We start from the raw sequence: 12,754 nt of genomic DNA on the forward strand, positions 1-12,754 counted from the left end.
TTCGCGAGCAAGCCCGCTCCCACATTCGCCTGTATTCCAATTGGAGGAACGCGGTTGAATGTGGGAGCGGGCTTGCTCGCGAAAGCGACCTCACAGTCACTACAAATCTACAACCTGCACTAACAAAAAGCCCCGCATCTGCGGGGCTTCCTGTTTTACGCGGCGTTCTTCGCCTTGATCTTCTTCAGCTCTTCGTCACGCAGTTCGCGACGCAGGATCTTGCCGACGTTGGTGGTCGGCAACGCATCGCGGAACTCCACGGAACGCGGCACCTTGTAGCCGGTGACGTTGGCGCGCATGTGCTCCATCACCTGTTCCTTGGTCAGGGTGACACCCGGTTTGGCGACGATGAAGATCTTGATCGCCTCGCCGGATTTTTCGTCCGGAACGCCGATGGCTGCGCACTGCAACACGCCCGGCAGGGCCGCCAGCACGTCTTCCAGTTCGTTCGGATACACGTTGAAACCGGACACCAGAATCATGTCTTTCTTGCGATCGACGATGCGCATGTAGCCGTCCGGCTGGATCAGCGCGATGTCACCGGTCTTCAGCCAGCCTTCGCTGTCGAGCATTTCATCGGTGGCTTCCTGACGCTGCCAGTAGCCTTTCATCACTTGCGGGCCCTTGACGCACAGCTCGCCGATTTCGCCCAGCGGCTGCTCGACACCGGCGTCGTCAATGACTTTGCACAGGGTCGACGGCACCGGAATGCCGATGGTGCCGATCTGGATGTTCTGGATCGGGTTGACCGTGGCCACCGGGCTGGTTTCGGTCATGCCGTAACCTTCGCAGATCGGGCAACCGGTGACCGCTTTCCAGCGCTCGGCTGCGGCCAGTTGCAGGGCCATGCCGCCGGACAGGGTGACTTTCAGCGCCGAGAAATCCAGCTTGCGGAAACCTTCGTTGTTGCACAGGGCCACGAACAGCGTGTTGAGGCCGACGAAGCCGCTGAACTTCCACTTCGAGAGTTCCTTGACCATCGCCGGCAGGTCGCGCGGGTTGCTGATCAGGATGTTGTGGTTGCCGATCAGCATCATCGCCATGCAATGAAAGGTGAACGCATAGATGTGGTACAGCGGCAGTGGCGTGATCAGGATCTCGCAACCTTCATTGAGGTTGGAACCCATCAGCGCCTTGCACTGCAGCATGTTGGCGACGAGGTTGCGATGGGTGAGCATCGCGCCCTTGGCCACGCCGGTGGTGCCGCCGGTGTATTGCAGCACCGCGACGTCGCCGCTGTCCGGGTTGGCTTCTGCCACCGGCTGGCCCTGGCCCTTGCTCAGCACGTCGTTGAACTTGACGGCTTTTGGCAGGTGATAGGCTGGAACCATTTTCTTCACGTACTTGATGACGCTGTTGATCAGCAGGCGCTTGATCGGCGGCAGCAGGTCGGCGACTTCGGTGACGATGACGTGTTTGACGCCGGTTTTCGGCACCACGGCTTCGGCCAGGTGCGCCATGTTCGCCAGGCACACCAGCGCCTTGGCACCGGAGTCGTTGAATTGGTGTTCCATTTCCCGCGCGGTGTACAGCGGGTTGGTGTTGACCACGATCAGCCCGGCACGGATGGCACCGAAGACGGCGACCGGGTACTGCAGCACGTTGGGCAGTTGCACGGCGATTCGATCACCGGGCTGCAAATCGGTATGCTGTTGCAGATAAGCGGCAAACGCACCGGACAATTCGTACAGTTCACCGTAGGTGATGGTCTTGCCCAGGTTGCTGAACGCCGGTTTGTCGGCGAAGCGTTGGCAGGATTGCTTCAACACTGCCTGAATATTCGGGTACTCGTCTGGATTGATGTCGGCAGCAATTCCAGCGGGGTACTTATCCTTCCAAAAGTCTTCGATCATGGAAGCCCACTCCTCAGCAACGCGAATTCAGCACCGCATTTGATGCGATTATTATTGGTGTTTGTTTATTGGTGAGTCTGGCTTTTTACAAGGCCGAGAAGTCACAAAGCGCGCCGAGAGTAGCAGCTTTGCCAAGGGTCGACTAGAGCCAAAAGCGGCCCCTACAGTCATTTTCATGACTCAAGAACTACTGGCAGTCATTTTAGAGCAAAAATCCTATAACACCTTGAAAGTCCCGGTTTTCGGGGGCTTGAAACAAAAAAATCGCGAGCGGGCTCGCTTCCACAGGTTCACTGATGATCCTGTGGGAGCGAGCCCGCTCGCGATAGAGTGAAGCGCAATTCTTTTATGCGATATCGCGTAACTCTCTGCGCAGAATTTTCCCGACAGGCGTCATCGGCAACGACTCACGCAGCACGATGTGTTTTGGCACCTTGTAAGCGGTGAAATTTTCTTTGCAGTAGGCCTTCAGCTCTTCCAGGCTGACTCCAGTTTCCCGCGCCACCACAAACAGCTTCACCGCCTCGCCGGAACGCTCGTCCGGCACGCCGATCACTGCGCAGTTGGCAACTTTCGGGTGGGCCATCACCACGTCTTCGATTTCGTTCGGATACACGTTGAAACCGGAGACGATGATCATGTCTTTCTTGCGGTCGACGATGCGCACGAAACCGTCCGGGTCGATGACTGCAATGTCGCCGGACTTGAACCAGCCCTCGGCATCCAGCACTTCGGCGGTGGCCTCGGGCTTGTTCCAGTAGCCCTTCATGATCTGCGGGCCCTTGATGCACAACTCGCCGCGCTCGCCCAGCGGCTGCTCGACGCCGTCGTCGTTGATGACTTTCAACAAAGTGCCCGGCACCGGCAGACCGACCGTGCCGATCCGCGACAGCTCGCCGTACGGGTTGGTGCAGGCCACCGGCGAGGTTTCGGTCAGGCCGTAACCTTCGGTAATCCGGCAACCGGTGATCTGCTCCCAACGCTCGGCGGTGGCCTTGACCAGCGCGGTGCCGCCGGAGTTGGTGAGCTTGAGGGTGGAGAAATCCAGGGTCTTGAAGTCCGGATGATCCATCAGCGCGACAAACAGCGTGTTGAGCCCCAGCAGCGCCGAGAACTTCCAGTTCTTCAGCTCCTTGATGAAGCCGCCGATGTCACGCGGGTTGGTGATCAGTACGTTGTGGTTGCCCGACACCATCATGCACATGCAATTCGCGGTGAAGGCATAGATGTGGTACAGCGGCAGCGGCGCAATCATCACCTCCTGCCCTTCGCGCAACAGCGGCTGGCCGTCGCTGCCGAACTGACCAAGGCAGGCGCGCACCTGCTGCATGTTCGCCACCAGATTGCCGTGGGTGAGCATCGCGCCCTTGGCCAGGCCGGTGGTGCCGCCGGTGTATTGCAGGACGGCGATGTCATCCAGGCCGACCTTCAGCGGCTTGATGCCCAGGCCCCGGCCCAGGCGCAGAGCGCTCTTGAAGGAAGTCGCCTGGGGCAGCGAATACGCCGGCACCATCTTCTTCACTTTGCTGACCACAGTGTTGACCAGCCAGCCCTTGGCGGTGGGCATCAGGTCGCCCATCTTCGCTTCGATCAGATACTGGATGTCGGTGTCCGGCAGCACTTCCTGGACCTTCTGGCCGAACATGTTCAGGTACACCAGCGCCCGGGCGCCGGAGTCCTTGAACTGGTGGCGCATTTCCCGCGCGGTGTACAGCGGGTTGGTGTTGACCACGATCAGCCCGGCGCGCAACGCGCCGAACACGGCAATCGGATAATGCAGGACGTTGGGCAACTGCACCGCGATGCGATCCCCCGGCGCCAGATCGGTGTGGGCTTGCAGATAACCGGCGAACGCGGCGCTCTGGCGCTCCAGCTCGGCGTAGGTCAGGGTCACGCCCATGTTGCTGAACGCCGGGCGATCAGCGAATTTCTTGCAGGAACGCTCGAACACCTCGATCACCGACTTGAATTCACCCGCGTCGATGTCCAGGGGTACGCCCGCCGGGCGTTTGTCATTCCAGAAATCAGGTTGCATTGTTCTTGTCCTCTTTACCTGAGCCGATCCGGGGCCGCTTCGCTGTCATTTCTTTCTGTCCCTGAAAAAGCCGAGAGCAAAAAGCGGGGCTTCACGGACACTAGCAGCTATGGTCAATCAGGCAAATATGGGCAAGGTCGTCATTGATCGTGTGAATCTTCCTGCCGTGGCGTGAGCTGATCGGACGCGCTATACAATGCAACCTCTGCACGACGCTTGAGCAAAAACAGGCCGCAAAAGGAATCGCCATGATCCACGACACCTTCTGGCTGGACGCGAGTGACCGCAGCCGTCTCTTCGTCAACCTGTGGCTGCCGAACGCGCCGCTGAAAGCGGTGATTCTGCTGGCCCACGGCATGGCCGAACACAGCGCCCGCTACGCTCGGCTGGCAGAGGCGTTCTGCGCCGAAGGCTACGGTGTGTACGCTCTTGACCAGCGTGGCCATGGCAAAACCGCCGATCATGGGACGCTCGGGCATTTCGCCGATGACGACGGCTGGTGCAAGGTGGTTGGAGATATCGCGAGCCTCAACCAGTTCCTCGGCCAGCGTCATCCAGGGGTTCCGATCGTGCTGCTCGGGCACAGCATGGGCAGTTACATTGCCCAGGCTTATTTACTGCATCACAGCGCCAGCCTGCATGGCGCGATTCTCAGCGGCTCGAATTTCCAGCCGGTTGCGCTGTACCGCGCGGCCCGGCAGATCGCCCGGTTTGAAAAGCTGCGCCAGGGCGCCAAGGGTCGCAGCGCGCTGATCGAATGGCTGTCGTTCGGCTCGTTCAACAATAAATTCAAACCGGCGCGCACCGCATTTGACTGGCTGAGTCGCGACCCGGCCGAGGTCGACAAGTACGCCACCGACCCGCTGTGCGGCTTTCGCTGCACCAATCAGATGTGGATCGACTTGCTCGGCGGGTTGCAGCAAATCAGCAAAGCGTCCAATCTCGCCCAGATTGATCCGGGCCTGCCGCTGCTGGTGATCGGCGGCGAATGTGATCCGGTGAGCGAAGGCAAGCGTCTGACTGATCTGGCCAATGCCTTGCGCGCGGCCGGCAGCCAGAACCTGCAAATCACGATCTACCCGCAGGCGCGGCACGAATTGTTCAACGAGAGCAACCGCGACGAAGTGACCGCCGATGTGCTGGCCTGGATCGACCAGGCCCTGAGCCATCGCCGGCCGCACCGCAGCGAATAATTTTTTGTGGATTCATTTCATCCGTCACAGGAATTCAGACCCATGACCCAGGTTACCAACATCCCTTACGAAGCCCTCGAAGTGGGCCAGACCGCGAGCTACAGCAAGACTGTCGAGGAACGCGACATTCAGCTGTTCGCCGCGATGTCCGGTGACCACAACCCGGTGCACCTGGACGCCGAGTTCGCCGCCGCCAGCATGTTCAAGGAACGCATCGCCCACGGCATGTTCAGCGGTGCGCTGATCAGTGCGGCCGTGGCTTGCGAGCTGCCTGGACCGGGCACCATTTATATTGGCCAGCAGATGAGCTTCCAGAAGCCGGTGAAGATCGGCGACACCCTGACAGTACGTCTGGAGATTCTGGAGAAACTGCCGAAATTCCGCGTGCGTATTGCCACGCGCGTATTCAACCAGCGCGATGAGCTGGTGGTGGATGGCGAAGCCGAGATCCTGGCCCCGCGTAAACAGCAAACCGTTACCCTGCCGACCTTGCCGGCCATCAGCATCGGCTGATGGTCCCCCGGTTAAATCCGGACACAAAAAAACGCCAGACCAGCTGGCGTTTTTTGTGGGCTTCGAACGCTTACGAGCGTGCGCGAGCCTGGTTACGCAGCGCCTTCACCTGATCGTGATTGCGTTGCACGCCGTGGTACTGGCGCTCCACCAGGTCACGAATGCCGACCAGGTTGTGCTTGTTGATCTTCTCGATCGCTTCACGATAAGCCTTCAGCGCATGGTCTTCACCGCGCTCGGCTTCGTTGAGCACAGCCTCTTCGTCCTTGCCGGTGAACATCGCTTTGACGTCGACCCAGCGACGGTGCAGATCACCGCTGACGCTGGTCGAGGTTTCCGGATCGCCGCCCATCGAACGCACGGCCGCCTGTAACTCGGCCGCCGCCGTGGCGCAATCGGCAGAGCGCTGGGTGAACAGGGCTTTCAGTTCTGGGTGCTTGATGTCTTCAGCGCAGGTCTTGAAGCCTTCCTGACCGTCCTTGCTGGTTTCGATCAGGTCGTTGAGGACGGAGATGGCTTCTTTATTCATGTCAGTCATTTTTCAATTCCTTGCGTGGTGAAAGATACAAGGAGTGTTGCAGTGGTCGTGCCAGCTTTTCGAAAAGAAATTAATCGTTAATTTTCAACGACTTAAAAATAAAACGAAAATCTGTATGCCTGTTATTTGCATGATCTGTCATTTGGCCTGCATGCAGAATGCCTGTATTTTCCAACGTGTTTTCAAACCCAGACGATTTCAACGATGAACCCTGAAAAGCTCGAACTGCTGATCACCCGCGAAATGCCCTTCGGCAAGTACAAGGGCCGGATCATTGCCGACCTGCCGGGCCCGTACCTGAACTGGTTCGCCCGGGAAGGTTTTCCCCATGGAGAACTGGGCGGGCTGCTGGCATTGATGCAGGAAATCGATCACAACGGCCTGTCGGAACTGCTCGAACCGCTGCGCGCCAAACATGGCAAGCCTGCCCCGCGCCACTGAGGCGTCATCCTGATCCGAGTCGAGTCGACCATGCCCGATAACACCCGCCGCGCCCGAGACGAAGCCTTCTGGCAAACCTTCGCCGACCGTTACGATCGCCACCCCGGCCCCGTGAACCTGGAGAACGGCTACTTCGGACGGATGTCGCGCACCGTGATCGAGGAGTATCAGCGCAACGTCGAGCTGATCAACAACAGCAACTCGATCTACGTGCGCCAACGTTTCGAACAGCACGACCTCCTCGACATCCGCGCGCAACTGGCCGAGCTGATCGGCGTCCGCGCGCAAAGCGTGGCGTTCACCCACAACGCCACTGCCGGCCTGCAATCGCTGATCCGCAACTACAACCGCCTGCAGCCAGGCGACCAGGTGCTGATCTGCGATCTGGAGTACGACACGGTCAAGGGCGCCATGCGCTGGCTGGCGCAGCATCGCGGGGTCGAGGTGATCGAGATCGAGCACGCCCACCCGGCCAGCTTCGACAGCCTGCTGGCGACTTACCGCGAAGCCTTTACCCGCTATCCGAAGCTCAAATTGATGGCTTTGACTCACGTCACCCACCGCACCGGGCTGGTGATGCCGGTGCAGGCCATTGCCTCGCTGGCCAAGGAGCATGGCGTCGATATCATCCTTGATGGCGCCCATGCTCTCGGGCAGATCGAGTTCGACCTCGAAGCGTTGGGCATCGCCTTCGCCGGGTACAACCTGCACAAGTGGATCGGCTCGCCGCTGACCCTCGGCTTTATCTACATTGCACCGCAGCGCCTGGCCGACATCGACCCGGACATGGGCGAGATGCATTTTTCGGCTGACGACATCCGTTCGCGCACGCCTTACAGCACGCCGAACATTCCGGCGTTGATGACCTTGCCACTGGTGTTCGAGGAACACCGCGCACTGGGTGGCGCGGCCGCCAAAGGCGCGCGGATGAATTACTTGCGCAACCTGTGGGTGAGCGCCGTGCGCAATCTGCCGGGCATCGAAGTCACGACCCCGGACGATCCGCGTCTGTATTGCGGCATCACCTCGCTACGTTTTACCCGTCATGCCGACCAGCAGGCGATGGTCGAACGCCTGCTCAACGACTACAACCTGTTCACCGTGGTGCGCAACGGCGCGGCCTGTGGGCCATGCATCCGTATCACGCCGTCGCTGACCACCACGGCGACGGAAATCCAGCTGCTGGTTCAGGCGCTGAACGAACTGCGTTAAACCGTGTACTTGTCGAAGTCCTCGGGCTTGATCTGCGACGACACCGCAAAGGTGTCGATGCCGATCGTGAGGTGGCCAAAGTAGCCGTCCTCGTGCGAGTCGCGGCCGATCGGCCAGACGGTCAGGGTCGATGCTTCTCCGCCCATAGTGGTGTAGTAGGCATCGTCGGCGTTACACACCGGCGCCGAGCCTCGCCCGCGATAGGCCTTGTTATTGAGCACGCCGCGGGAGACCACCTCCGGGAAATACAGTTGGCCGACCCAGGCTACATTGCGCTCCTCCAGATATTCATTGCCGGCAACGATGCGCACCGCCACGTGAATGTGCAGGGCTCGCCCGGCGTAGAAACCCGGATAGATCGTGGTGAAGCGCACCCTGCCCTTGTGGTCGCTGAACTGACCGCCGCGCAGGTAGGTGTCATCGTCGGTTCGCGGGATCGAGCCGATATCCTCGACGTCGACTTCCAGATCCGGGTTGACCCGACTCCAGCCGGAATACGCGCCGCGTGCGTTGCAGTGCCAGATATCCACCAGCGCACCACTGACCGGCTCGGCGGTCATGGCATCGACGATGGTCAGGCGCAGCAGCAACGGCAGGCCCTCGGCGCCTTCGCTGATGTTGCGGCGCAGCAGTTTGGGATTGCGAAAATAAGGCCCCGCGACTTGCTCGGGGGCCAGTTGATAAATCGATGGAGCTGAAGACTGGTTGTCCATGACGCATTCTCTCTTCCATAAGATGAACGCAGGTTAGCGCCACACGCGAGGCCGGGTGCGGTAACTATGTATCTCGAGATAACGAAGGTTTTTTCGGGCAAAAAAAAACGGCGCACCGACCAAGCGCACCGTTAAAGCCGTAGAACACACAACGAAGTGTAGGGTTGCAACTAATTGAAAAGTATCAGTCCAGCAGCGCCAACGCCTCGGCAGTGCATTCCTGAATGCGGGCCCAGTCGCCGTTCTTGATCCACTCCGGATCGAGCATCCAGCTACCGCCCACGCACATGACGTTTTTCAGCGCCATGTAGCTCTTGATGTTGGCCGGGCCGACGCCGCCGGTCGGGCAGAATTTCACTTCGCCAAACGGGCCGCCGAGGGCCTTGATTGCCGCTACGCCACCGCTGACTTCAGCCGGGAACAGCTTGAAGCGGCGATAACCCAGGCCATAACCTTCCATGATGCCGGAGGCATTGCTGATGCCCGGCAGCAGCGGGATCGGGCTTTCGACACTGGCTTCCAGCAGGTCACGGGTGATGCCCGGGGTGACGATGAATTGCGAACCGGCGGCTTCGGCCGCGGCCAGCATGTTGCGGTCGAGCACGGTGCCGGCACCGGTCACCAGTTCCGGGCGCTGTTCGCGCAGGATCTGGATCGCCTTGAGGCCGAACTGCGAACGCAGGGTCACTTCCAGCGCGGTCAGACCGCCGGCAGCCAGAGCGTCGGCCAACGGCAGCACGTCCTGTTCACGGGCGATGGTGATCACCGGCAGGATCCGCGCCTTGGCGCAGAGACTGTCGATCAGGGCAACTTTGTCCGCCATGGAAACGGTCGGGGATGGAATTGTCATAGCGGCTGTTCCTTGGCTCATGGGCACCAGTAAATCTCTAACGTAGGTTGCAGAAACGCGCGAACCGGCATGGCGGCGACGTCGTTGGATGCCAGTGCGGCATTCAGGGTGGTCAGTTTCGACTGACCGGAAATCGACAGAATCTTGTGCCGCGCCGAGGCCAGCAGCGCCCGGCTCATGGTCAGGCGCTGGCGTGGCACGCTTGGCGCCAGCATCGGCCAGCAGCGACGGGTGCCGTCGGCTTGCAGGGCTTCGGCCAGGTTCGGGCTGTCCGGGAACAGCGACGCGGTGTGACCGTCATCGCCCATGCCCAGTACCAGCACGTCGATGGGCGGCAATTCGGCGAGCAAACGATCAGCCTGGTCCGCAGCCTGCTCGACGTTGGCCGCCGCACTGTAAAGGCTGAGGAACTGCGCCTTGGCCGCCGGGCCCTTGAGCAGATATTGCTTGAGCAGACCGGCGTTGCTGTCGGCATGTTCGACCGGCACCCAGCGCTCGTCGGCCAGGGTCACGACGACCTTCGACCAGTCCAGTTCCTGCTTGGCCAGGTGCTGGAAAAACGCCACCGGGCTACGACCGCCGGACACCACCAGCACGGCGTTGCCACGCGCGGCCAAAGCCTCGCTCAACTGCTTGGCGACATTCAGCGCCAGGCCTTCGGCGAGCAGCACCGGGCTCTTGAATTCGCGGGCATTCACGCCCTCGGGCAGTTTCACATCAGATATCGCCATACCACGACCTCCCGTCCCGCGTGATCAATGCAATGGAGCTCATCGGCCCCCACGACCCGGCCGCATACGGCTTGGGCGCGTCACCGGATTTTTTCCACCCGGCGATCAGCTGGTCACACCATTTCCACGCGGCTTCGATTTCATCTTTACGGACAAACAGGTTCTGATTGCCGTTCATCACTTCCAGCAACAAACGCTCGTAGGCATCGGGGATCCGAGCGCTGCGCCAGGTGTCGGAAAAATTCAGTTGCAGCGGACCGCTGCGCAGTTGCATGCCCTTGTCCAGGCCTTGCTCCTTGGTCATGACCCGCAAGGAAATGCCTTCGTCCGGTTGCAGGCGGATGATCAGTTTGTTGCTGATCTGCAGGCGCTGTTCGGGGGCGAAGATGTAGTGCGACGGTTCCTTGAAGTGGATGACAATCTGCGACAGTTTCTGCGGCATGCGCTTGCCGGTGCGCAGGTAGAACGGCACGCCGGCCCAGCGCCAGTTGCGGATGTCGGCACGCAGGGCAACGAAGGTTTCGGTGTCGCTCTGGGCGTTGGAATTCGGTTCTTCGAGGTAGCCCGGCACGGACTTGCCTTCGCTGTGCCCGGCGATGTACTGGCCGCGCACCACCTGCGTGGTGAGGCCTTCCGGGCTGATCGGCGCCAGGGCCTTGAGCACCTTGACCTTCTCGTCGCGGATGCTATCGGCGGACAGGTCGGCCGGCGGATCCATGGCGATCAGGCAGAGCAGTTGCAGCAGGTGGTTCTGGATCATGTCCCGCAGTTGGCCGGCCTTGTCGAAGTAACCCCAGCGGCCTTCGATGCCGACCTTTTCGGCCACGGTGATTTCCACGTGGGAGATGTAGTTCTGGTTCCACTGGGTTTCGAACAGGCTGTTGGCGAAACGCAGGGCGATCAGGTTCTGGACGGTTTCTTTGCCCAGGTAGTGGTCGATGCGGTAGGTGCGGTTCTCCGGGAAGAACTGCGCCACGGCGTCGTTGACCTTGCGCGAGGATTCGAGGTCGGAGCCGATCGGTTTTTCCAGCACCACGCGGGTGTTTTCCGCCAGACCGACGTTCGCCAGGTTCTCGCAGATCGCGCCGTACACCGCCGCCGGAGTGGCGAAGTAGGCAATCATGCGCTGCGTGCTGCCGGCCAGTTCGGCCAGCGCCACATAATCTTCAGCCTTGAGGAAGTCGACGTGCAGATAAGTCAGGCGCGTCAGAAAGCGCTCGGCCACGGCCTCGTCCAGTTCCTTGCCCACGTAACGGCGCAGCTCGGCGGCGATGAACGCCAGGTGCTGCTGCTCGCTGCCCGCCTCACGGGCCAGTGCGATAATGCGCGTGTCCTCGTGCAGCAGGCCGGCGCCATCAAGGTGATAAAGGGCAGGAAACAGCTTGCGCAGGGCCAGATCGCCCAAGGCGCCGAACAAGGCGAAGGTGCACGGTTCAACCGTAATCGAAGGCATGATGTTTGTTCTTTTATCAAGTTAAGCTACAAATACCTTTTTTCAAGGCATCACTCAAGGGAAAATGTAGTAATAACCACAACATTTTCGCAAAATACAGATTCCGAGTGGTGGTCGGTCGGAGCCATCAGTAGGATAGGCCACCGTCACGGGCCACATCAAAGGCCCAATTTGCATAGCCGCGCGCTTATCGGCGCCGGTGAATCTAGGAATTCTTATGGACCGCGTGCGAAATTTACTGGAACAGATCCAGAGTCGCCTTGAAGAGCTGAACAAGGCCGAACGCAAAGTCGCCGAAGTGATCCTGCTCAACCCACAGCAGGCCACCCGCTTCAGCATCGCCGCCCTCGCCCAGGCAGCGTCGGTCAGTGAACCGACGGTCAACCGTTTCTGCCGTTCGTTCGGCGTCAGCGGCTACCCCGAACTCAAGTTGCAACTGGCGCAGAGCCTGGCCAGCGGCGCGGCCTATGTCAGCCGCGCAGTGGAAGCTGACGACAATCCCGAGGCCTACACGCAGAAGATTTTCGGCAGTGCGATCGCCTCGCTGGACAGCGCGTGCCAGGCACTGGACCCGAACCTTATCAGCCGCGCCGTCGACCTGTTGATCCAGGCCCGGCAGATTCACTTCTTCGGCCTCGGTGCTTCGGCTCCGGTGGCGCTGGATGCGCAGCATAAATTCTTCCGCTTCAACCTGGCGGTGACTGCTCACGCCGATGTGCTGATGCAACGGATGATTGCTTCGGTGGCGCACACCGGCGAGCTGTTCGTGATCATTTCCTACACCGGCCGCACCCGCGAACTGGTGGAGGTGGCGCGCATCGCCCGCGAGAACGGCGCTTCGGTACTGGGCCTGACGGCAGAGAATTCGCCGCTGGCCAAGGCCAGTACGCTGAGCCTGAATATTCCGCTGCCGGAAGACACCGACATCTATATGCCGATGACTTCGCGGATCATTCAGTTGACCGTGCTGGATGTGCTGGCGACGGGGATGACGCTGCGTCGCGGGGTGGATTTCCAGCCGCATCTGCGCAAGATCAAAGAGAGCTTGAATGCGAGCCGGTATCCGGTGGGTGACGAGTTCAACTGATCCGAATTTTGGGCTGAATTGTCCGGCCTATTCGCGAGCAAGCCCGCTCCCACATTCGACTGTATTTCTCCAGATGGAATGCAGTCACCTGTGGGAGCGGGCTTGCTCGCGAAGGCGTCAGCCAACTCACCGCAA

General features: G+C 60.3%; 12 protein-coding genes. 5 read left to right on the plus strand and 7 right to left on the minus strand.

The features are described 5' to 3' along the window. Positions 1–155 precede the first annotated feature (155 nt). Both fadD1 and fadD2 read right to left on the minus strand, forming a co-directional pair. Positions 156–1,853: a long-chain-fatty-acid--CoA ligase FadD1 gene (fadD1, locus tag CAG25_RS06055; protein ID WP_074688296.1), complete on the minus strand. Its 1,698-nt coding sequence runs from the start codon at positions 1,851–1,853 to the stop codon at positions 156–158. Positions 1,854–2,199: 346 nt separating this feature from the next. Next, complete coding sequence (gene fadD2 / locus CAG25_RS06060; protein ID WP_085610779.1) at positions 2,200–3,888, minus strand: long-chain-fatty-acid--CoA ligase FadD2; 1,689 nt, start codon at positions 3,886–3,888, stop codon at positions 2,200–2,202. 248 nt (positions 3,889–4,136) lie between these two features. Here fadD2 and CAG25_RS06065 point away from each other — a divergent pair, with 248 nt between their 5' ends. Together CAG25_RS06065 and CAG25_RS06070 are read left to right on the plus strand one after the other, a co-directional pair. Further along, positions 4,137–5,081, plus strand: a complete 945-nt coding sequence (locus tag CAG25_RS06065) for an alpha/beta hydrolase (protein ID WP_085610780.1) — start codon at positions 4,137–4,139, stop codon at positions 5,079–5,081. A gap of 42 nt (positions 5,082–5,123) precedes the next feature. Then, positions 5,124–5,594 carry a MaoC family dehydratase gene (locus CAG25_RS06070; protein WP_003227420.1) on the plus strand — a complete coding sequence of 157 codons (471 nt, stop codon included), beginning with the start codon at positions 5,124–5,126 and terminating at the stop codon, positions 5,592–5,594. 70 nt (positions 5,595–5,664) lie between these two features. Here the strand turns inward: CAG25_RS06070 and CAG25_RS06075 are convergent, their stop codons facing one another. Then, positions 5,665–6,132, minus strand: coding sequence for a PA2169 family four-helix-bundle protein (locus CAG25_RS06075; RefSeq protein WP_064598919.1), 468 nt, complete (start codon positions 6,130–6,132; stop codon positions 5,665–5,667). Between the two features lie 204 nt (positions 6,133–6,336). Here CAG25_RS06075 and CAG25_RS06080 point away from each other — a divergent pair, with 204 nt between their 5' ends. Continuing rightward, positions 6,337–6,573 carry a DUF3820 family protein gene (locus CAG25_RS06080; RefSeq protein WP_003213031.1) on the plus strand — a complete coding sequence of 79 codons (237 nt, stop codon included), beginning with the start codon at positions 6,337–6,339 and terminating at the stop codon, positions 6,571–6,573. A 30-nt stretch (positions 6,574–6,603) separates the two neighbouring features. After that, positions 6,604–7,785, plus strand: a complete 1,182-nt coding sequence (locus tag CAG25_RS06085; protein WP_085610781.1) for an aminotransferase class V-fold PLP-dependent enzyme — start codon at positions 6,604–6,606, stop codon at positions 7,783–7,785. Here CAG25_RS06085 and CAG25_RS06090 read toward each other — a convergent pair. The 4 genes from CAG25_RS06090 to zwf form a co-directional block, all read right to left on the minus strand. After that, positions 7,782–8,498 carry an intradiol ring-cleavage dioxygenase gene (locus tag CAG25_RS06090; RefSeq protein ID WP_085610782.1) on the minus strand — a complete coding sequence of 239 codons (717 nt, stop codon included), beginning with the start codon at positions 8,496–8,498 and terminating at the stop codon, positions 7,782–7,784. The two genes, CAG25_RS06085 and CAG25_RS06090, sit on opposite strands and share 4 nt — an antisense overlap. 184 nt (positions 8,499–8,682) lie before the next feature. Next, on the minus strand, positions 8,683–9,348 hold the full coding sequence (locus tag CAG25_RS06095) for a bifunctional 4-hydroxy-2-oxoglutarate aldolase/2-dehydro-3-deoxy-phosphogluconate aldolase (RefSeq protein ID WP_064598929.1): 666 nt from the start codon (positions 9,346–9,348) through the stop codon (positions 8,683–8,685). Positions 9,349–9,365: 17 nt separating this feature from the next. Beyond that, positions 9,366–10,079 carry a 6-phosphogluconolactonase gene (gene pgl / locus CAG25_RS06100; RefSeq protein ID WP_085610783.1) on the minus strand — a complete coding sequence of 238 codons (714 nt, stop codon included), beginning with the start codon at positions 10,077–10,079 and terminating at the stop codon, positions 9,366–9,368. Further along, complete coding sequence (gene zwf / locus CAG25_RS06105) at positions 10,066–11,532, minus strand: glucose-6-phosphate dehydrogenase (RefSeq protein ID WP_085610784.1); 1,467 nt, start codon at positions 11,530–11,532, stop codon at positions 10,066–10,068. The genes pgl and zwf overlap by 14 nt, the downstream gene beginning before the upstream one ends. 226 nt (positions 11,533–11,758) lie before the next feature. Here zwf and CAG25_RS06110 point away from each other — a divergent pair, with 226 nt between their 5' ends. Next, complete coding sequence (locus CAG25_RS06110) at positions 11,759–12,619, plus strand: MurR/RpiR family transcriptional regulator (protein WP_169842436.1); 861 nt, start codon at positions 11,759–11,761, stop codon at positions 12,617–12,619. The last annotated feature ends 135 nt before the right edge of the window (positions 12,620–12,754 follow it).

It is taken from the genome of Pseudomonas sp. B16(2017), from assembly GCF_002113205.1.
Classification (GTDB): domain Bacteria; phylum Pseudomonadota; class Gammaproteobacteria; order Pseudomonadales; family Pseudomonadaceae; genus Aquipseudomonas; species Aquipseudomonas pharyngis.

Coding starts and splice junctions, on each gene's coding strand:
- fadD1 (WP_074688296.1), bottom strand. CDS start 1,853: ATGATCGAAGACTTTTGGAAGGATAAGTACCCCGCTGGAATTGCTGCC.
- fadD2 (WP_085610779.1), bottom strand. CDS start 3,888: ATGCAACCTGATTTCTGGAATGACAAACGCCCGGCGGGCGTACCCCTG.
- CAG25_RS06065 (WP_085610780.1), top strand. CDS start 4,137: ATGATCCACGACACCTTCTGGCTGGACGCGAGTGACCGCAGCCGTCTC.
- CAG25_RS06070 (WP_003227420.1), top strand. CDS start 5,124: ATGACCCAGGTTACCAACATCCCTTACGAAGCCCTCGAAGTGGGCCAG.
- CAG25_RS06075 (WP_064598919.1), bottom strand. CDS start 6,132: ATGACTGACATGAATAAAGAAGCCATCTCCGTCCTCAACGACCTGATC.
- CAG25_RS06080 (WP_003213031.1), top strand. CDS start 6,337: ATGAACCCTGAAAAGCTCGAACTGCTGATCACCCGCGAAATGCCCTTC.
- CAG25_RS06085 (WP_085610781.1), top strand. CDS start 6,604: ATGCCCGATAACACCCGCCGCGCCCGAGACGAAGCCTTCTGGCAAACC.
- CAG25_RS06090 (WP_085610782.1), bottom strand. CDS start 8,498: ATGGACAACCAGTCTTCAGCTCCATCGATTTATCAACTGGCCCCCGAG.
- CAG25_RS06095 (WP_064598929.1), bottom strand. CDS start 9,348: ATGACAATTCCATCCCCGACCGTTTCCATGGCGGACAAAGTTGCCCTG.
- pgl (WP_085610783.1), bottom strand. CDS start 10,079: ATGGCGATATCTGATGTGAAACTGCCCGAGGGCGTGAATGCCCGCGAA.
- zwf (WP_085610784.1), bottom strand. CDS start 11,532: ATGCCTTCGATTACGGTTGAACCGTGCACCTTCGCCTTGTTCGGCGCC.